24 protein-coding genes are annotated in these 19,843 nt (G+C 33.2%); 8 read left to right on the top strand and 16 right to left on the bottom strand.

What is annotated here, in order from left to right; translation table 11 throughout:
• The 6 genes from ACXJH6_RS05420 to ACXJH6_RS05395 form a co-directional block, all read right to left on the bottom strand.
• The coding region (locus ACXJH6_RS05420) for a major outer membrane protein (protein WP_456470740.1) at window positions 1-121 on the bottom strand (121 nt) is incomplete at its 3' end.
• 104 nt (window positions 122-225) lie between these two features.
• Window positions 226-1,005, bottom strand: coding sequence for an enoyl-ACP reductase FabI (gene fabI, locus ACXJH6_RS05415; RefSeq protein ID WP_456470739.1), 780 nt, complete (start codon window positions 1,003-1,005; stop codon window positions 226-228).
• Window positions 1,002-1,691, bottom strand: a complete 690-nt coding sequence (locus tag ACXJH6_RS05410; RefSeq protein ID WP_456470738.1) for a triose-phosphate isomerase — start codon at window positions 1,689-1,691, stop codon at window positions 1,002-1,004. The genes fabI and ACXJH6_RS05410 overlap by 4 nt, the downstream gene beginning before the upstream one ends.
• A gap of 327 nt (window positions 1,692-2,018) precedes the next feature.
• A complete protein-coding gene (locus tag ACXJH6_RS05405; RefSeq protein WP_456470737.1) occupies window positions 2,019-3,233 on the bottom strand; it encodes a phosphoglycerate kinase in 1,215 nt (404 codons plus the stop codon).
• A 27-nt stretch (window positions 3,234-3,260) separates the two neighbouring features.
• On the bottom strand, window positions 3,261-4,244 hold the full coding sequence (gene gap, locus ACXJH6_RS05400; RefSeq protein WP_456470736.1) for a type I glyceraldehyde-3-phosphate dehydrogenase: 984 nt from the start codon (window positions 4,242-4,244) through the stop codon (window positions 3,261-3,263).
• 51 nt (window positions 4,245-4,295) lie between these two features.
• A complete protein-coding gene (locus ACXJH6_RS05395) occupies window positions 4,296-5,942 on the bottom strand; it encodes a sulfatase-like hydrolase/transferase (RefSeq protein ID WP_456470735.1) in 1,647 nt (548 codons plus the stop codon).
• Between the two features lie 57 nt (window positions 5,943-5,999).
• Between ACXJH6_RS05395 and nadD the strand changes: the two genes are divergently transcribed.
• From nadD to ACXJH6_RS05380, 3 genes are all read left to right on the top strand, one after another.
• Window positions 6,000-6,533, top strand: a complete 534-nt coding sequence (gene nadD / locus ACXJH6_RS05390) for a nicotinate (nicotinamide) nucleotide adenylyltransferase (protein ID WP_456470734.1) — start codon at window positions 6,000-6,002, stop codon at window positions 6,531-6,533.
• A gap of 645 nt (window positions 6,534-7,178) precedes the next feature.
• Window positions 7,179-7,508, top strand: a complete 330-nt coding sequence (rsfS, locus tag ACXJH6_RS05385; RefSeq protein ID WP_456470733.1) for a ribosome silencing factor — start codon at window positions 7,179-7,181, stop codon at window positions 7,506-7,508.
• Window positions 7,505-7,765, top strand: coding sequence for a hypothetical protein (locus ACXJH6_RS05380; protein ID WP_456470732.1), 261 nt, complete (start codon window positions 7,505-7,507; stop codon window positions 7,763-7,765). Before rsfS ends, ACXJH6_RS05380 begins: the two co-directional genes overlap by 4 nt.
• An 84-nt stretch (window positions 7,766-7,849) precedes the next feature.
• Here ACXJH6_RS05380 and ACXJH6_RS05375 read toward each other — a convergent pair whose 3' ends face one another.
• Genes ACXJH6_RS05375 through ACXJH6_RS05350 form a run of 6 tightly spaced genes read right to left on the bottom strand, consistent with a single transcriptional unit; the run spans window position 7,850 to window position 12,715 of the window.
• Window positions 7,850-8,278: a 2-thiouracil desulfurase family protein gene (locus ACXJH6_RS05375; protein ID WP_456470731.1), complete on the bottom strand. Its 429-nt coding sequence runs from the start codon at window positions 8,276-8,278 to the stop codon at window positions 7,850-7,852.
• Window positions 8,256-8,663, bottom strand: a complete 408-nt coding sequence (hepT, locus tag ACXJH6_RS05370; RefSeq protein ID WP_456470730.1) for a type VII toxin-antitoxin system HepT family RNase toxin — start codon at window positions 8,661-8,663, stop codon at window positions 8,256-8,258. Before hepT ends, ACXJH6_RS05375 begins: the two co-directional genes overlap by 23 nt.
• On the bottom strand, window positions 8,648-9,028 hold the full coding sequence (mntA, locus tag ACXJH6_RS05365; protein WP_456470729.1) for a type VII toxin-antitoxin system MntA family adenylyltransferase antitoxin: 381 nt from the start codon (window positions 9,026-9,028) through the stop codon (window positions 8,648-8,650). The genes hepT and mntA overlap by 16 nt, the downstream gene beginning before the upstream one ends.
• A gap of 3 nt (window positions 9,029-9,031) precedes the next feature.
• On the bottom strand, window positions 9,032-10,654 hold the full coding sequence (argS, locus tag ACXJH6_RS05360; protein WP_456470728.1) for an arginine--tRNA ligase: 1,623 nt from the start codon (window positions 10,652-10,654) through the stop codon (window positions 9,032-9,034).
• Window positions 10,654-11,283: a guanylate kinase gene (gene gmk / locus ACXJH6_RS05355; RefSeq protein WP_456470727.1), complete on the bottom strand. Its 630-nt coding sequence runs from the start codon at window positions 11,281-11,283 to the stop codon at window positions 10,654-10,656. Before gmk ends, argS begins: the two co-directional genes overlap by 1 nt.
• A 1-nt stretch (window position 11,284) precedes the next feature.
• Window positions 11,285-12,715, bottom strand: a complete 1,431-nt coding sequence (locus ACXJH6_RS05350) for a hypothetical protein (RefSeq protein ID WP_456470726.1) — start codon at window positions 12,713-12,715, stop codon at window positions 11,285-11,287.
• A 50-nt stretch (window positions 12,716-12,765) separates the two neighbouring features.
• Between ACXJH6_RS05350 and ACXJH6_RS05345 the strand changes: the two genes are divergently transcribed.
• The gene (locus ACXJH6_RS05345) at window positions 12,766-13,290 is read left to right on the top strand and encodes a phospholipase D-like domain-containing protein (RefSeq protein ID WP_456470725.1); all 525 of its coding nucleotides are present in this window, start codon (window positions 12,766-12,768) and stop codon (window positions 13,288-13,290) included.
• Here the strand turns inward: ACXJH6_RS05345 and fliR are convergent.
• From fliR to rpsB, 4 genes are read right to left on the bottom strand one after another with little or no spacing between them, the layout of a single operon-like run.
• Entirely contained in the window at window positions 13,283-14,050 is a 768-nt protein-coding gene (gene fliR, locus ACXJH6_RS05340) for a flagellar biosynthetic protein FliR (RefSeq protein ID WP_456470724.1), read from the bottom strand. The genes ACXJH6_RS05345 and fliR overlap by 8 nt on opposite strands.
• Window positions 14,037-14,678: an ABC transporter ATP-binding protein gene (locus ACXJH6_RS05335; protein WP_456470723.1), complete on the bottom strand. Its 642-nt coding sequence runs from the start codon at window positions 14,676-14,678 to the stop codon at window positions 14,037-14,039. Before ACXJH6_RS05335 ends, fliR begins: the two co-directional genes overlap by 14 nt.
• 29 nt (window positions 14,679-14,707) lie before the next feature.
• The gene (gene tsf, locus ACXJH6_RS05330) at window positions 14,708-15,631 is read right to left on the bottom strand and encodes a translation elongation factor Ts (RefSeq protein ID WP_456470722.1); all 924 of its coding nucleotides are present in this window, start codon (window positions 15,629-15,631) and stop codon (window positions 14,708-14,710) included.
• 1 nt (window position 15,632) lies between these two features.
• Window positions 15,633-16,469: a 30S ribosomal protein S2 gene (gene rpsB / locus ACXJH6_RS05325; protein WP_456470721.1), complete on the bottom strand. Its 837-nt coding sequence runs from the start codon at window positions 16,467-16,469 to the stop codon at window positions 15,633-15,635.
• A 177-nt stretch (window positions 16,470-16,646) separates the two neighbouring features.
• Here rpsB and luxS point away from each other — a divergent pair, with 177 nt between their 5' ends.
• The 4 genes from luxS to ACXJH6_RS05305 all read left to right on the top strand — a co-directional run bounded on the left by luxS (window position 16,647) and on the right by ACXJH6_RS05305 (window position 19,842).
• Window positions 16,647-17,180, top strand: a complete 534-nt coding sequence (gene luxS / locus ACXJH6_RS05320) for an S-ribosylhomocysteine lyase (protein ID WP_456470720.1) — start codon at window positions 16,647-16,649, stop codon at window positions 17,178-17,180.
• Window positions 17,177-18,271 carry an SLC13 family permease gene (locus ACXJH6_RS05315; RefSeq protein WP_456470719.1) on the top strand — a complete coding sequence of 365 codons (1,095 nt, stop codon included), beginning with the start codon at window positions 17,177-17,179 and terminating at the stop codon, window positions 18,269-18,271. The genes luxS and ACXJH6_RS05315 overlap by 4 nt, the downstream gene beginning before the upstream one ends.
• 54 nt (window positions 18,272-18,325) lie before the next feature.
• Complete coding sequence (locus ACXJH6_RS05310; protein WP_456470718.1) at window positions 18,326-18,808, top strand: desulfoferrodoxin family protein; 483 nt, start codon at window positions 18,326-18,328, stop codon at window positions 18,806-18,808.
• 101 nt (window positions 18,809-18,909) lie between these two features.
• A complete protein-coding gene (locus ACXJH6_RS05305) occupies window positions 18,910-19,842 on the top strand; it encodes a magnesium transporter CorA family protein (protein WP_456470717.1) in 933 nt (310 codons plus the stop codon).
• Window position 19,843 lies beyond the last annotated feature (1 nt).

The raw sequence follows: 19,843 nt of genomic DNA, 5'->3' as shown, positions 1-19,843 counted from the left end.
ATCTAATTCTCAACATTCCGCTTAAATCAACGTTTTTAATAGCATCAGTTAATGGAGTAGCGCTTGCTACACTAACACTTCCTAATGCAACTAATGCTGCTAAAGATAATTTTTTTAGCATTCTCTCTCCTTTAAGTTATTTTTTGTCTCACAATTATATCGTCAAATTTCAAAAAAATCAAATAGTTTTGTGTGATTTTTGTGCTTTTTGGGTTAATTTTTGTATTACTTCTCATATAAAGGCATTCCCATAATATTATATCCGCTGTCAACGTAATGAATTTCGGCTGTCACACCGCTTGAGAGGTCGCTTAGAAGATACATAGCGCTGTTTCCTACCTCTTCTATCGTTACGTTTTTTCTAAGAGGCGAATTTTTTTCGTTATATTTTAAAATTTCGCTAAAATCCCCGATACCGCTTGCCGCAAGCGTTTTTATAGGTCCGGCGCTTAGGGCGTTTATTCTGATTTTTCTCTCACCTAAATCAACCGCCAAATATCTAACACTGGCTTCCAAAGCAGCTTTTGCAACCCCCATCACATTGTAATGAGGCACATATCTCTGACTTCCAAGATAAGTAAGCGTTAAAATACTCGCTCCGTCATTAAGCACGGGCTCTAATTTTTGAACCACTTCTATTAATGAATAAACGCTTATTTCCATAGCTATATTAAACGCATCTTTTGTAGTATCGATAAATTTCCCGTCAAGCGCTTCTCTTGGGGCGTATGCAACGGAATGAACCAGAAAATCGATTTTTCCGTAATCTTTTTCAATAGCTTCTTTTAAAGCCTCTATTTCTTCGGGATTGCTTACATCTAACGGATATATGTTTTTAACGTCAAGCTCGTCCGCCACTTTTTCGACTCTTTTTTTAAGTTTGTCATTTTGATACGTCAAAATTATATCCGCACCCTGATTTTTACACGCTTTTGCTATTCCGTAAGCAATTGAGCGGTTATTCGCAACACCCATAATAAGTCCTTTTTTGCCTTGCATTATCATTTTTTTATCTCCTTTGCTTTATTTATCATCTCTTTAAAAACCTCAACATCTAAACTCGCACTTCCCACCAACACTCCGTCAACATTAGGAATTTTTAAAATCTCTCCGATATTGTTCAGTTTTACGCTTCCGCCGTAAAGAATGGGTCTTTTGGTCAGTTCTCTTATTTTTTGATGAGTTTCTTTTATCTCATCACGCCCGGCACTAACGCCCGTACCTATAGCCCATACGGGTTCATAAGCGATAATTAAATTTTCATATTCCAAATCTATACCTTCAAATTGAGTTTTTATATACTCTATTACCGCATTTATGCCTTTTTTTCTAACTTCTAAAGGCTCTCCTACGCAGTAATAAATCTCAAATCCGCACTCTTTATAAAAAGAGAACTTTTTTGCTATAAACTCTTGAGTTTCGTTTAAGATATGACGTCTTTCGCTGTGTCCTAAAAGTACTCTTTTTATACCAAACTCATCTAACTGCTCAAGCCCTATCTCACCCGTATAGGCCCCGCTTTTTGCCGGATAGGCATTTTGAGCTCCTATTAATTCATCCTCCATTAAAGCGGTAAAAGGAGGGAAAACGGCAACTTTTACGTCTTGAAAATCTATAGTTTTCAACTCTTTTAAATATTCTTCTGTCTCTTTTCTCGTTTTATTCATTTTAAAATTTGCCGCTACTATCATTTTTCACCCTTATGTTTAATCACAAACAAAAAAGGATAAATAAGTATTATACCCACCAATATTAAAAATATCAAAATTATTATTTCTCTCATTTTAACTCCTCTGTTAAATCTTCCAAATATATATGAAACTTTTTAAGCAAATATAAAAGAATAAATAAAATCAAAACTCCAATTACTGAAAATACAATGGAATAAAAAGGCTGTTTTTTTATAAAAATATTAAATAAATTCCATACCACTCCTGATGATATGGCAAATATCAAAAATAACAAAAATTTCAAATACTCCCTGTACAAATTAAACTTCTCTTTTATATACTCTTTCATTAAATACAACTAACTTCGTCAGGCACTTCCAAAGCCGCAACCCCCGGCAGTTTTTTACCTTCAAGAAGTTCAAGTGAAGCTCCTCCTCCGGTAGAAATGAAAGTCATCTCTTCATCATCCCCCGCTCTTTGAACCGCATCTGCAGTATCTCCTCCGCCGACAACTTTAATTCCATGGCTTCTGGCGATTTCATGGGAGATTTTAAACGTCCCCCTGGCAAATTTATCCATTTCATATACGCCCATCGGACCGTTCCATAAAATAGTCTGGGCATCCCACAGCACCTCTCCAAAAAGCCTGACACTCGCAGGTCCTATATCAAGTCCCATCCATCCGTCCGGAATTTCCTGATAGGTTACATATTTTACCATTGCATCTTCACTGAATTTATTCGCCACTACAATATCAACCGGCAGATAAAATTTAACCCCAAGCCTTTTAGCTTCAGCCATAATTTTTAAAGCTTCATCAATTAAATCTTCTTCCACCAAAGAATTCCCGACGTTATATCCCATAGCTTTTAAAAAAGTAAAAGCCATACCACCGCCGATAATCATTTTATCCACTTTAGGAATCAGATTTATAAGAGCCTGCAATTTCCCGCTGACTTTACTTCCTCCGACAACGGCTACAAAAGGACGTACAGGATTTTCAAGAAGTTTTTGAAAAAAGTTTATTTCTTTTAAAAGCAAAAATCCCGCCGCTTTGTGACACTCATCATAAAATCTCGTAATAGCCTCAACACTTGCGTGAGCCCTGTGAGATACCCCAAAAGCGTCGTTGATATAAAACTCACCAAACTCGCTCAGCTCTTTGGCAAAACCTTCATCGTTTTTGGTTTCTCTCGGGTCAAACCTTACGTTTTCAAGAAGTAAAATTTCCCCGTCTTTAAGCCCGGCGGCTTTACTTTTAGCATCGGGACCCACTACATCATCTGCCATTATTATATCCTGCTTTAACAGATGAGAGAGTCTTTTGGCAACCGGTTTTAGAGAATATTTTTCGTTAAACTCCCCTTTAGGACGCCCGAGATGAGAAGCTATAACCACTTTACATTCGTTATCTAAAAGATATTTTATAGTAGGAAGCGCCATTCTGATTCTTCTGTCATCCATAATATTACCGAATTCATCCAAAGGCACGTTAAAATCACATCTTACAAATACCCTGTCTCCCTTTTTTAAAGGCAAGTCTTTTGGCGAATTTAATTTCATATCTCTCCTTTTTTCAAAATTATATCATTACTTGCTTAAAATATATTTAGCCATATCAAGAAGTCTGTTTGAATATCCCCATTCATTATCATACCATGCAAAAATTTTTGCAAGTTTTCCATTTGTCTGAGTCAAATCCAACGCAACAACGGCGCTTTCGCTTCTTCCGTTAATATCACTGCTTACCAAATAATCTTTATCAATTCCCAAAATCCCTCTTAAATCCGTTTTAGAATGAAATTCCATAAGCTCATTAATTTCACTTGGAGTGACATTTTCTTTCAATACTACCGCAAAATCAAGTAAAGATACGTTATTTACCGGGACTCTTACACTTCTACCGTCAAGTTTTCCTTTTAACGAAGGCAAAACTTTATAAATCGCTTTTGCCGCTCCTGTAAATGTCGGAATAATATTGCTCGCAGCTGCGCGTGAGCGTCTGATATCTCTTAAATTAGGCGCGTCAAGAAGTTTTTGGTCCATCGTATAAGAATGAACGGTAGTTATAAAACCGCTTTCAATTCCAAGTCTTTCATCTAAAATTTTGGCAATGGGAGCCAGACAGTTTGTAGTACATGAGGCGTTTGAGATTATATCTTCGCCTCTGTATTCCTGATGATTTACACCAAAAACATATGTCGGTGTATCGTCATTTGCGGGAGCTGAAATAATAACTTTTTTTACATTGCCTTTTATATGCCCTTTCGCCAGCTCAGTCGTTAAAAATTTACCCGTAGATTCTATTACCACATCCGCTTCACTGAAATCACATTCAAACGGAGTTTCTTTTGTAGAATATGTTACGAAATGAGGCCCGATTTTTAAAGTGTTTTCATCCAAAATTTCCACTTCTTCAAGATTGCCTCTTATCGTATCATGTTTTAAAAGATAAGAAGCAACTTCTATTGGCATAATATCATTTATAGCGACAAGTTCGATATCGCTTCTTTTTAAAAGCGCTCTTACGACGTTTCTTCCAATTCTTCCAAGTCCGTTTACGGCTATTTTCATTAATCGCCTTTTAAATATTTTTAAGTAATTCTACCAAAAAGTAAGAATATTTTATTGAGACTTTTTAATTTCAAATTTATTTTTATACATAGGTCCTCTTCCGAAAATATCCCCGCTTGTGAAATATCTTTTTTGCCCTGACAAATTATTAAATAAGGTATTCCCATACAGCAAATTTATATCTTTTAAACCATATCCCATAAAATATAAAACACTCCCGAAAAGATTAAAATGACTTGCTTTATTTACATTTTCTTTTTTAAAAGGAATCGGCTTGTTATTCATACTAATCATAAATAAAGGCACATTTGCCATAACACTCGGAGCCGGGGCTTCGATACAATGCGTTTGTTTGATATTCATATATTCCATTAAATTCTGGGCATGGTCGGAAGTATAAATAATAAGCGTATCGCTATTGTTAAAATCTTTATAAAGATTTTTGAAAAATTCATCAACAGACCAGTTTACGCAGTTGTAATATGAATTTAGAAACTGAGGACGCATATTTAAATCCCACTGCGAAAATAATTCATCAGATAAAACCGGCTTAAAAATTTCCCTGTTTTTAGGATATTTATCCGAATAAGAAAAATGACAACCCTGTTTTACGAAATAAGTAAAAGTAAATCTATTTTTGTTCTTATCAATATAATCTTTTAATTTATTAAGCCCTATCAAATCTCTTTGATATCTTTTGACTTTTTTATAATCCTCCACAATAAAAAATCCATAATCAACGTAATTTTTAATATCTGTCGGTTGAAGAAAATTATCGGGATTTTCCCTGGTGTTTTGCATATCAAAAAAAGAGGTTTCAAATCCGGCTTTTTTGGCATATTGAAAAATTATAGGATTTTTCCTGGATAAATTTTTAATATCCGGCAGCTGATTTAACTGAATCCCCGTTAAAAGAATGGAATTTGAATAACAGCTGCAAACCCCTCCCGAACTTGCTATACCGTAATTATAAAAATTTTTCTGTTTGGATACTTCATTTAAAAAAGGCGTCGTATTTTTATCAAATCCGTTAATTCCAAGCTTATCCCCTCTTATGCTTTCATCGACTATATAGATAATATGCTTAAAAAAAGGCTTTTTGGCACTGATATTCACATCTTTTCTTTTCCCGACATAAAGTCTGTTGGTGGCCGCATATAATAAAATGGAAGGCTCTTTAAATACCACCGGATAAGAAACGTTTTCTTTTGTACTTTTTAACACCAGATAAGAAACGGTAAAAGTAATAAAAGACAATACAAGACCGGCAAAAGCATAATGTTTTAAATGCATTTTTTTTGTATAAAAATAGATAAAAGCAACAAACATAAAACTTTCTAAAAACGGCAAAACAAGCTGAATACCGTAAGTTTTAACCCCTTCTCCGGCCCCACTGTACTGATGTAATATCAAAGAAGCGTCCAAATATCCAAAGCCCGAACCGGAAAGAGTTCTACAACCTAATTCAATGCCTATGGTGATAAAAATTACAAAAAGCGTTATAAATCTCGTATATTTGCTTAAAAGCAAAAATATTACCGCCACAACGGCTAAGAGATAATTGCTAAAAAAAATAAACGCTTTTAGATACTCTTTTTGATGAATTAATAAATTAATCTCTCTAAAAAGAATAAAATTATCCGCATAAGAAAATCCAAAAAATAAAATAAAAAAAAGCCCTATTAATTTTTTTGTCACTTTTAATCCTTATAAATTTTTCGTAATTATAATACAATTTGAAAAAAAAGGCTGTAAGTGAAAAAGGCAATTTTTGGGGGCAGTTTCGACCCTGTCCATTTAGGTCACGTGGAAGTCGTCAAAAAAGCTTTAAAAGAACTCGATATCGATAAACTCATAATAATGCCCAATTATTTAAACCCTCTTAAACACTCATTCTCAGCCCCTCCTGAACTCAGACTTAAATGGCTAAAAGAAGTTTTTAAAAATTTCAAAAACATTGAAGTAAGCGACTGGGAAATAAAACAAAACAGGCCCGTTTATTCAATAGAAACAGTTAAAAAATTTAAACCCGACTATTTTATTATAGGCAGCGACAATCTAAAAACGCTTGATAAATGGAAAGATATAGAAAAACTTAAAAATATGATAGAATTCGTAGTAGCTACACGAGGTGAAATTGATAAAAATTTGCTTCAAAAGCATAATATAAAAAAAATATTAAAAATCGATATTCCGATAAGTTCAACGGAAATAAGAAACTGTAATTTTAAATATTTGCCAAAAGAAATTCAAAAAGAAATAAAGGAGTTTTATGGCAGAAATCGATAAGCAAAAAGAAAAATTTACAACATTTAGAAATTTTCTATTAACTAACTTTTGTAGTGTCTTTATTCTCAATGTTTGCATATCTTTTTAATAATACCAATCCCCAAAATAAATCAAACATTTATTTTGGGGTGAAAGAAAAGGTACTGACTAAATAAAGTGAAACAATTGCAAATTTTAACGGAGAAAAAGCGTTAAAAAAAGTGCAATTAACCCGAAGGGAGCTTTACAGGCGTATGAAGTGCAAGTTTACACATTTTCATCGCCGTGTGAGCCTAAAAACGACAAGCAGTTGTCGTTTTTTTAACGGCTCTCCCGTTTGCACTTTTTAGCTTTTTCGAAGTGTTAAAAAATTTGCACTCTTGTTGAACGTATTTAGTCAGTGCCAAGAAAAGATGAATGTAAGAGTTGTTTTGTGTTTTGGTATAATTATGATAAACTAACTGAAACAAAATTAATTATTTTCACAGTAAGTTCAGTCATTTTGGTTATATTGATTGTCATTTTTACCAATTTATTGATCAAATCAATCAACAAATTAAAGGATTTATAATGAGTTATGTAATAATTACCGGATTGTTAATTTTATCAGTTCTTGTTTTTTTAACTTACAAATTTATTAAACTAGAACAATAAGGAGTTTAAACCGTGAAAAACAGAATTGCAACAATAAAAGAGTTACTTGATGAAAAAAAAGCTCTTGATATTATAGATTACGACTTAAGAAATACGGATTATTTTGTAGACCATGTAATAGTAGCTACAACTATGGCGGATAAACACGCAAAAGCCCTGCTTGACCATCTCAAAAAAACACTAAAACCTATGGGAGAAGAGTTTTTAGGCGTTGACGAAAGCGACGACTGGACCGTTATCGACCTTGGGGATATTTTAATTCATTTAATGAGTGAAGAATACAGGGCAAAATATCAGATGGATAAATTTTTAAATGAGATAAAAGCAAGATTAAGAGGATGAGTAAAAAAGATTTCTTAATTAAAGAAATTGATGCAATAATTGAAAAAATTAGATTTTGGAGAAACTTATTAATAGCTCTTCTCAGTGGCTTAGCTGCGATGTTATTTGGTCTTTCTCAAAAAAAACTTGTTCTAAATCATTTAACATATATCCTTTTTATATCCGGAGTGATACTCATTATTTTAATAACATACTTAATCAAAAAAGAAGAAGATAAAAGACAAAAACTTTTAGAAAAACTAAAAAAGGAAAAATAATGGAATTTTTATTATTTATTATAGGCATATTAACCATCCTGGGAAGTTTGATTTTTTTAGCTTTTAATGATTTAAAAAATGACTCTACAAATCCCACTCACTGATAAGCTCAATCCCCCCTTCTTTTAACAGCTTACTTGTAAGACCCGGGGCATCGCATTTACATTCACACCCGTTAATATAAGCGCTGGTTTTTTTAACCCCGCAGCTTGGGGATTTTTCTTTTCCGATAAATATTTTTATATTGTTTTCTTTGCAGATTCTAAGAGCTTCTTTTGCACCTTTTAAAAACGCATCCGTTTTGTCCACTCCGTTTATGTCAATAATCCTGTCTCCAATAAACCTTGCGGGAGGTCGGGGAGTTGGAAGAGCAAAAGCTTCCGGACAAAAAGGAATAAGTTCATACTCTTTTTTCAGTTTTTCAATTATCTCTTTTGGAAGCGATTTTGACTTTCCATCATACCTGCAGGGGCGTCCTAGCATACATTCGCTAATCAAAGCTTTTGATTTCATTTATTTCCTTTATAAACTCTATTAAATCCCAAATTCTTTCCCTAACAATATATTCCACAATACTTAAATCAAGATTATCATATTCATGAAGCGCCAAATTTCTAAACCCAACCATTTTTTGAAGATTTTTACTTAATTCTTTTGAAATGATTTTATTTTTTTCCAATATTTCAAATACTTCCCTACTTGATTTAGGAATTTCCAATTTGGTTTGTTTAATTATATAAGTACCCAAATCAATAGCCTGCTGAATTGCTCTTTGAATATTCAAAATAACCGCATCTTGTTTTGTAAAATTATTTTCAAACTCTTCATCAAAATCCTCTTCTATTCTTCTGATACATCTTTTTATAGAATCACTTTTATTAATTATAATTTCGTCCAAACTTTATCCTTCAGTAAAATTTCCCTGTCATCTTGAAGAGTTAAATAATTCCACCATATCCTGTTTTCAAATTCATTCGCCGCTTTTGAAGAAATAATTTTTTTTCCGGTAGTTACTATTTTAAATTGAAAAACGGTATTTACATTTTGAATATCTATTAAATCCACATCCTTTTTTAAAAAATATTCTAAATTTTCTTTTAATTTAAATACCTCTAAAGGAGATTTTTCATTTTTAAACAATACCGCTATATCTATATCACTGTTTTCATTATATGTGCCGTCCGCATAAGAACCGAAAAGCCAAATCCCTTCGGCTTCTTTAAAAAACTCTTTTAAAATTAATTTTAACTTTTCATTTTTCACTTCTTACATTTTCTCCTTAGCGTTTATTCCAAGAAGACTGAGACCCAGTTTTATAATACTTCCTACAACCGCTAAGATTTTTAGTCTCTCATTTTCCCTCTCACTTCCTATAACCTTATTTTTATTGTAAAACTTATGAAATTCACTTGCCAAATCGATAAGATAATTTGTCAGTCTGTGAGGTTCCCTTGCACTAAAAGCATCTTCCAAAACATAAGGAAGCTGTAAGCTTAAGAAAAGCAAATCTTTTTCATCCTGAGTTAAACCTTTAAGCTCCACATTTTTTATATCCTCGTAATCGATTCCCTTGTTTCTGAAAATACTTCTGATTCTTGCATGTGCGTAGTTTACATAGTAGCTAGGATTACTCGCGTCTTGTCTGTTTAAATCGTCCACGTCAAATTCAAGATGTGTGTCTGCTTTTTTAGTTAAAAATACAAATCTTAACGCATCCGCTCCTACATCTTCAACCACATCTCTTACCAAGATAAAATTACCGGCCCTTTTGCTCATTTTATAAGGTTCGCCGCCTTTTAAAAGTTTTACCATCTGAGATAGCAAAATTTCCAATTTTTCAGGGTCAAATCCCAGAAATTTAATAGCGGCCTTTACCCTTGCAATATATCCGTGATGGTCCGCTCCCCAGATGTTTATATATCTGTCGTACCCTCTTTTGAATTTATCCCAGTGATAAATAATATCGCCCGCCAAATAAGTAGGTCTTCCGTCTTCCCTTACTACGACTCTGTCTTTTTCATCTTTAAATTCACTTGATTTCAGCCATATTTTTCCGTCTTTTTCATATAAGGCCCCGTTTTTTTCTAAAATCTCTCTAACCTCATCCCAGTATTTATAAAGACTTCTCTCACTGACCCAGTTATCAAAAGGCGTAACGTTCAGGGCTTTTATGTCGCTTTTTATCTCTTCTAACATCTTATCTTTTGCCCAAAGACTGAGGGTTTCATCTTCAAATTCAGCTTCTTTTTTACCTTCATTTTCTACGATTTGCACAGGTTTTTGAAAATATTCTTTACCAAATTCTTCAATAGCTTCACGTGCCAAATCTTTTATATAATCTCCTCTGTAATATTCATCCGGCCACTCAACACCAAGACCTAAAATTTCACGTGCGGCAAGATATACCGAAAGCCCCAAAAGATTAATCTGGCGCCCCGCATCATTTACATAATATTCCGTAACCACGTCATAACCAACATGACGCCCTATTCTTGTAAGGGCATCACCAAAAATCGCTCCTCTTGCATGACCTATATGAAGAGGTCCTGTCGGATTTGCAGAAATATATTCAAGAAGTATTTTCTCTTTCCCCTCACCTTTGGCAAAATTTTCTTTTTCTTCCAATACTTTAGTGGCAAATTCATCCAAAAATTTATCGCTGAGTTTAATATTTACAAACCCGCTTAAGGGCTCAATACTTTCAAATTCATCGCAATTTCCAAGTTTTTCACAAACGTTTTTAGCAAATTCCACAGGGTTTTGTCTGTTCATTTTTGCGTATTTAAAAACAGGAACGGCATAATGCCCAAACTCTTTTTGCTTGGGTTTATTAATAGGAGGATGTTCTCCTAAATGCTCTTTAAAAATATCGGCAACTCTTTTTTTCATTATTTTCCTTTCCAGTGCTCTATAAAATTTTCCAAATCATACTTACTTGTTTTTATTAATGAGGCTAAAGCACAGCTTCTTAAAAATTCTTTTGCTACATTAAAGTCATCATTTATTAAAAGATAATCATATTCCGGAATTTTTTTCATCTCATGAAGCGCGTTTATCATTCTGACTTTTAGCGTTTCGTCGGTTTCAGTACCTCTTTTTTTAAGTCTCTCAATCAGTGTTTCTTTATCTTTTGTAGTTACAAAAACGCTCGTAACAACATCGGGATACGCCCGCCTAACCGCTTCGTGTCCCTGAACGTCTATATCCAAAAACACTATCTTTCCTTCTTTTAACGCTTTATCTATCTGTCTTTTACTTGTACCGTAAAAATTTCCGTGTACTTCGGCCCACTCAAGAAAATATCCTTTTTCCACATCTTCTAAAAACTCCTCTTTGCTTACAAAAAAATAATCAACTCCGTCCTCTTCGCCTTCTCTTTTTGGACGGGTTGTGGTAGAAATACTAAAATACGCTTTATTGCCAAGTTCTTCACAAACTTCTCTTGCCAAAGATGTTTTTCCGCTACCGCTAGGACCCGATATGACTAATATGCTTCCGTTTACTTTCATATATTCCATATTATCCTCCAAAATCAATCGTAATGGTTACTTTCGCTTTTGCTTTTTTAAGCTCTTCCCAGTTAATATTTAAGATATTTCTCAATGTTTTTTCTTCAATACCCGGTTCACATTTTCGAGTTTCTACAATTTCTTTAGGTTCTTGATTTTCTGTCTTCGGATTTTCAACTTCTATTTCCTGGGATACAGGTTCTTTTTCTTCAATAGCAGTTTTTTCAGTCTCTTCAAGACTTTCAACTTCTTCAACCTCTTCACCGAGAGCTTTTGCCAACTCTTTTTCATCCAGATTTTCAAGTTCGCTTAATTCTTCCTCAAAATTTTCATTTTCCTGAGGAATCTCTTGAGGTGTTTCTTCCGCACCTGTTTCTTCACTATCTTGTGAAGCACCAAGTTCTTTTAAAAGCTCCTCTTCTATAGAAGGCTCTTCTTCCAACATATCTTCTTCATTATGCTCCTCTTGAAGAGAAGATTCTTCCGATAATTCCGTTTCTTCCTCAGGAAGTTCCGCTTCTTCAGTTTCAAGATTTTCCATATCTCCCAAAACATCCAAATCTTCGCCCTCATCTTCGGATTCCAAAACATTTTCTTCTTTTGATTCAAGTTCCTCAAAATCTCCCAAGTCTATATCCAGCGCTTCATTGTCGGAAGTTTCTTCCTGTTTTTCAGATTCCTCCGCTTCGGAAGGCTCTTCAAATTCATTTTCCATATCAAAATCCAAATCAAGGTCCAGCTTCTCATCTTCGCTATGCTCTTCTTGAGAAGGCTCTTTTAACTCCTCGTTAGTATCACCTAACAAATCATCGTCAAAATCCAACGTTATATCCTCGTCTATTTCCTCTTTTTCACTCTCTTCCGGTAAAGGCTCTACTGTTAACTCATCTTCCGCTTCTAAATTTTTATTCTCTTCCATAAGTTCATCCTCGTTAATCTCAAAATCCTCTTCTATATCATCATCAAGGCTTTCGGTATTCAACTCATCATCGTCAACAAAAACATCATCAATATCCCCGAATTCGTCAAGTTCGTCCAAATCTCCAAGCTCATCCGTTTCGCCCATATTTTCCAAATCCAAATCGTCAAGTCCGTCTATACTCATATCATCCTCGGACGGAGATTCTAAAGGATTTTCAAATTTTTCGATTAACGCTATCAAATCAGTAGGTAAAAAAGGTTTTATCAGATAGTCGTCAAAACCAGGAAGTTTTTCGTCGTTTTTACTTAAAATCAAAATAAACTTAGCTTCTACAAAAGTGGATTTTAATGTGGATAACAAATCATCCGTTAAAAGTTCCTTGTCAACAAAAACCAAATCATAATTACCTTCAGGTATAAAATCGCTTCCGCCTACTTCTACTTCATCTCCTCTTTTTTCCGCACTGAGCATAAAAAGTTTTTGAATGGTAGCGTTATCGCTAAGTAATAATATTTTCATAACCCCGCCTTGTATTTTTTATTATAATTATAATTAAAAAAGGGGGATTTTTGAAAAAATTTCTACTGCTTATTTTATTAAGCCAATTTATTCTCGCAAAAGAAGTCTATTTTATGCCTCAAGAAGGTAAAAAAGCCGAACAGAAACTTGCATCTTTATATTCTCATGCGCACAAATCCATAAAAATAGCCATTTACAGCTTTACAAACAAAAAATTATCAACATCTTTAAAAAAAGCCGCTAAAAAAGGCGTTAAGATATATATTGTCGCGGATAAAAAAGAAGCAAAATATAAAAGAAGCGTAATACCCAACCTTGCAACCATAAAAAACATAAATATAAAACTTATAAGCGGAAAAAGATACAAAAACGGCAATAGGGCAAAAATGCATGTTAAATTAAGCATTATAGACGACAAATATATCGTTACCGGCAGTGCCAATTACTCCTACAGCGCATTTTATAAAAATTATGAATATCTTATTATAGAAAAAGATAAAGAGCTTATAAAAAAATTTAACAACTTTTTCTATACTCTTTCAAAAAACGCAAAACCATACAGGCTTTCTAAGTAAAAAAAGACAAAATAGCGTTAAAAGCCGTTTTTATCTCTCTTTCAAACACAACCATCATACTGCCTATAATAGACATTAAAACGAGAAACGAAACAAAAATCTTAATTGGGAATCCAACAACCAACAGGTTAAACTGAGGCATTGTTTTCATAATCATCCCGAATATTATATCGCTCATTAAAGAAATTGCAATAATAGGAAATCCAAGAGCAACACCTAAAAGAAAATATTTACCCATAAACACCAAAAAATATTCATATACATGTTCATAACTGAAAAAAGCTCCAAAAGGCAGCTCCTGCATAATTTTATTTAAAAGCATAATTTCTATATGGTCTCCTCCAAAAGATATAAACACCAAAATCGCTATCCAGTTAAAAAACTGAGCCAAAATAGTCGACTGCGTTCCGAAGTTAGGGTCTATTATATTTGCCATTGTAAATCCCATAACAAAGCTTATCTGCTCGGCGGCAAATTTCAATATATCAAAAATAAGATTTAAAGCCATTCCCACAAAAAAAGCAAAAGCCGTTTCGTTTAAAATAGCCAAAACAATATTTAAAAAATTTATATCAAACGTTATTTTGGGAGTTATAGGATAAAATAAAATGGTAAGCCATAAAGCTAAGGCTGCTTTTGCACTTAAAGGAATCGTCATATAATTAAAAAAAGGTAAAAAACTCATAAAAGAGGAAATTCTGATAAAAAGCAATAAAAAAGTAACAGTATTAACGGGAGTTAGTAACTCAGTTATCCACAAGCATCAGCCTTTTATCTTTAAGATAATAAATTTTATCAAATTTAGCCGCTATTTCTATATCATGAGTTACCGTTATTAAAGAAGCGTTATTATTATCGCAATACTCGAATAAAACATCAATAACCTCAAAAGCGTTTTCTTTATCCAGATTTCCAGTAGGCTCGTCGGCAAATATAATTTTCGGTTTTTTAGTAAGAACCCTAGCTACGCTTACCCTCTGCTGCTGTCCGCCGCTTAATGTCTGAACATTCTGATTTATGACATCCTTTATACCGAGTCTTTCTAAAAGAGAATAATCTATTTCAGTACCGGCTAAAATAGCAGCCGCCTGTATATTTTCAAGCGCCGTAAAAGTATTAAAAAGATAATGAAACTGAAAAATAATACCAAAATCATATCTTCTTATAGCAATAAGTTCTTTTTCTTTTAAAGAATAAAGCTCTTTATCTTTATAATAAACATTTCCGCTTTGAGGTTTTAAAAAAGAAGAAAGTATATGAAGAAGAGTGGATTTTCCGCTCCCGCTGCTTCCTACTATCGCTATTTTATCTTTTGGCTTAATTTCCAAATCAACGTTTTCAAACAATAAATAATCAAAAGAGTGCCTAATATTTTCAGCTTTAAGCATAAGAGCCTTTTTTAAGGAAAAAACGGGGCTTAAGAAAGAGCCGCCGCTACCTCATCAGCCATATTGCATGCGTTTTTAACAAGACCTTCACCAACTTCAAATCTGATGAAATCAACAAGTTTTGCTTCTCCACCTGCCGCTTTTGCAGCTTTGCTAAGAGCTTCTGCTACGCTTTCTTTTTTCTCAGCTTTTACATATTCCTGATCTGTTAGACAAACTTCCTGATAGAATTTTTTGATTTTACCAGGGATAATTTTTTCAATTACGTTTTCTGGTTTCCCTTCTTTTAGAAGTTGAGCTTTAGCAATTTCTTTTTCTTTTTCAATTACCTCAGCCGGAACGCTTTCAGGATTTAAATACATAGGCTTCATAGCTGCTATATGCATAGCAATATCTTTTAACGTATCTTTAATAGCTTCGCAGGTTTCAGGTTTGTCACAGGCAGCCGCTACAAGTACGCCTACTTTTCCGCCTGCGTGAATGTATCCGTTAACAATTCCGTTTTCCGGAGCTTTGATTGTAGCTATTCTTCTAACAACTATATTTTCACCGATTTTAGCAATTTTTACTTTAAGTTCTTCTTCAAAAGTCCCCTCACCGAACGGTGTTTTCATTAAAGAATCCACATCTGCTATATCGCTTACATTAACAGTTTTTACAATTTCTTTTGTAAATTCGATAAATTCATCTGTTTTTGCAACAAAATCTGTTTCACAGTTTACTTCAACCATGCTTCCTTTTTTATAATCAGGAGTAATATAGATTTCTACTCTTCCCTCAGCCGCGTTTCTGTCAGCTTTTTTAGCCGCTTTTGCAAGCCCTTTTTTTCTTAAAATTTCAAGAGCTTTTTCTTCATTTCCTTCAGCTTCAACAAGTGCTTTTTTACAATCCATCATCCCGGCACCTGTTTTTTCTCTGAGTGCCTTTACCATTGCCGCTGTAATGTTTGCCATATTACGCCTCCTCTTTTTGAGCTTTGATTTCTTTAATTTCTTCAGCGATTTCTTCTTCGTTTTTTGCTTCTTCAGCAGCTTCTTCTTTAATTTCTTTAATTTCTTGTTCGATTTCTTCTTCGCTTACAGGTGCTTCTTCTGCTGCACTCTCAGCCATTTCTTTACCTTCAATAATCGCATCAGCCATTGTTTTACAGAAAAGGTTTACACTTCTTATTGCATCATCGTTTCCTGGAATCGGATAATCGATTAAATCAGGGTCACAGTTTGTATCAACAGGCGCTACAATTGGAATACCAAGTTTGTTAGCTTCGGCAACCGCAATTCTCTCTTTTACAGTATCAATGATAAAAAGCATATCAGGAAGTTTTTTCATATGTCTGATACCGCCGAGAACTTTTTCAAGTTTAGCTCTTCTTCTTTCAAGAATTAGTCTTTCTTTTTTAGTTAAAAGGTTTACCTGACCGCTTTCTTGCATTTTTTCGATAATTTCAAGTTTTCTGATTGATTTTTGAATAGTTGGAAAGTTTGTAAGCATTCCGCCAAGCCATCTGTGATTTACATACGGCATACCACATCTTTCAGCATGTTCTTTAATAGCTTCAACAGCCTGTTTTTTTGTTCCGACAAAAAGAATTGTCTTTCCTTCAGCCGCCGCATCTCTTACAACATTACATGCATATTTAAGATGTCTTAATGTTTTTTGAAGGTCGATAATATAAATATTTTTTCTTACACCGAAAATATATTTTTTCATTTTCGGGTTCCATCTTCTTTTTTGATGTCCAAAATGAACACCGCACTCTAATAAATCTTTCATTGTTACGTTACACGCCATTTTTGCTCCTTGAATTATTTTGTTTTCCTGGATTGGGTTTAGCCTCCCTCCCCGTTAACAGCTACGCTGCAACCCGTCCAAGGATTGAGAGGTGAGGATTGAAATGGAATTTTACTATATTTTTATGATAAAATGCTATAAAAATTAATTAAAATTTACTTCAAAAAAGGAAAAACCATGCCAATGCTTGACAGTTTTTTAGTAGACCATGTAAAAATGCCAGCTCCCGGAGTTAGAGTTGCAAAAAAAATGAAAACTCCAAAAGGAGATACTATTACCGTATATGACCTTAGATTCGCAAAACCAAACGTTGAAATTATAGATGAAAAAGCCATGCACACATTAGAACATCTTTTTGCGGGATATATGAGAGACAATCTTCCAAATTATGAAATAATCGATATTTCCCCTATGGGTTGCAGGACAGGATTTTATATGAGCGTAATAGGAGAACCTGAAGATAAAGAAATTATAGAGGCTTTTAGAAAATCTATGCAAAATATTCTAAAGACAAATGAAATTCCAGAAGCAAATATTTACCAGTGCGGAAGCTGTTATATGCACTCACTCGAAGGTGCCAAAAAAGTTGCCAAACATATATTAAATAATGAAATTGTCATAATGAATAATGAATCCTTAGCGCTTAATCCTAAAAACATTCCAAACGATTGCAACGTTGACGTGTCAAAAATAAAAATTTTAGGAAAATGAATCTTTTAAAAAAAGAGTGGCTTTTTTTTATTTTTCTTTTGCTCTTTTTTATTCTTTTTTTTATACAAAAACCAACCCTTACACAGATAAATTCATATATCGACTGGAAAACAATAAGGGCTTTAAGCGCCCTTTTACTAATCGCTACGGCGTTTAAATTATCCAATTATTTCGATGTATTTGCTGCTAAAACGGTAACTCATTTCAAAACCGAAAGGACTTTAGCTTTTGCTTTTGTGTTACTCGGCACATTTTTATCTATGTTTTTAACAAACGATATTACACTTTTTATAATAGTGCCTCTTACCCTTGCCTTTTCAAACAAGATAAAAAACAATCTAACAAAACTGGTAATATTTGAAGCAATAGCCGTAAATGTAGGAAGCGAGCTTACGCCTTTTGGCAATCCTCAAAATATATTTCTTTTTAGACAGATGGATATAAGCGTTATTGATTTTATAGAAAAGATGAGTATTGTTTTTATTCCGAAATTCATTCTTTTAATTATATTCATCCTGATTTTTTTTCCGAAAAAAAAGCTGCAAATCCAAATAAGTAATCCTGAAAAAACAGATAAGTTTCTTTTTATATCATCGATTATCCTTTTTATTATATTTATATTTTCACTCGAATACTCCCTTGTAAAATACGCATTGCTTATTATTGTAAGCTATTATTTTTTTACGGACTATAAAAACGTTTTTTTAAAATTTGACTATTTTCTTATTTTAACGTTTATAATTATGTTTGTAGATTTCGAAATGGTAAGCCGACTTGAAAGCGTTAAGAACCTTATGAATTCCATTCAAATGAATTTCTATAATGTATTCAACATAAGCATTATTCTCTCACAGATTATTTCAAACGTCCCGGCTGCCATATTTATGAGTCATTTTTCAAACAATTATTTAGCAATAGCTTACGGCACCGATATAGGAGGAAACGGTTTATTAATCGGTTCATTGGCAAACATAATAGCTCTTAGATTTCTTAAGAACCCAAAAGCATATATCGAATTTCATAAATACTCATTTCCTTTTTTCATCCTGTCATATCTAATAATTTTAGTTATTTTATACAAAATAATTTGACATAATAATTTTTTTCCGTTAAAATAAGACAAAAATAATCTTAAAAGGACAAAAATGGATAGAAGAAAAGCATTAAAAAAATTAGGAATATTAGGTATAGTCGCAACAGCAGGCGTACCTGCAATGGCAAGAGAGATAGAAAGCAAATTCTGCGACGTATATTCAAAATACAGACCTGAAATACACAATAGAAAACTCATGAAAATTAAAGACCCTAAAAAACCTACAAAAGGTGAATTAAAACACACTCCTGAAATCAAAGTAGGTTCAACAGACGCTAAAGGATATACTTTAGTAGAAATTACAATCGGTCAACAAGGAATTATTCATCCGAGCACTCAAAGTCACTGGATTGATTTTATCGAACTTTACAAAGACGGTCAATTAGTAGACAGAGTAGTTTTTGAACCGGGACAGGCTATGGGATATGCGGCATTTAAAGTAAAACTCGATGGTGTAAAAACTTTAACCGCCAAAGAAGGATGTAATTTACACGGAATTTGGGAATATAGCATAAAATTAAATCAGCCTTCATAAGCGGATTTTTTTTCCGCTTTTTGTTATAATTTCAAAAAGGTTGTAGAGGCTATAAATTTGCACAAATTTTTAGCCCCTGCAACCTCCTAAAGGAGGTTTTTATGTTTATTTTCACCGACAAACTCGAAAAAAAACAAGACATCAAAATAGAAGAAAATCAAAAACAGATAATCTTTTCAACCGTAAAAAATCAAAATATTATTAATTGGCTAAAAACCCACGGATTCCCCGAAAGTTTTATAGAAGATATTCAAAGCGAAGACCAGTCTATCACTTATGAAGAAACGGAAAATTTTAAACTTATTATTTTAAAATATATTAAATTTGACGAAGAAGAAAATTTACTTTATGACGACAGTAATGTAGTTATTATTATTACAAAACATAAATTTTTCGTTTTAGCCGAAGAAAAAGAAATAATTACCGAACTTGCCAGAAAATTTGAAAAAAGATATAAAAATCAGGAATTTGAATACGTAACTTATTTAATAGCCGATATCTTAATAGATAACACTATTTTGATTATAGACGTAATAGACGAAGCACTTGAAGATTTAGAAGACAGTATCTTTCACGAAGATATAGAAGAAGACGAATTACAAAAAGATATTTATTACGCCAGACGCACACTTAACAGAATTTCAAAAGTAACAATTCAAGAAAAAGATGTAATAAACAGAGCTTATAACAGATTTCCCCCAACCACCAGAAAAAAACTGAAATATGAATTTATTGACCTTAACGAACATCTAAAATATCTGATAAACGAATCAAGAACATTGCTTGACAGAACAGGATATTTACTAAACCTGCATATGGGTATTTTATCTACCAGAATGAATAAAGCCATGCAGCGCCTAGCTGCTATCTCGCTTATTTTCCTTCCTTTAACATTCGTAGTCGGAAATTATGGAATGAATTTTAAATACATGCCTGAATTGGAATGGAAATACGGATATCTTGCAGTATGGATAATAAACCTGAGTTTAGCAGGGGGTATATTTATATGGCTGAAAAAGAAAAAATGGATTTAAG

It is taken from the genome of Caminibacter sp. (genome assembly GCF_053999135.1).
Note: the sequence above shows the minus strand (reverse complement) of the source record. Positions and strands in the feature narration are given on the sequence as shown.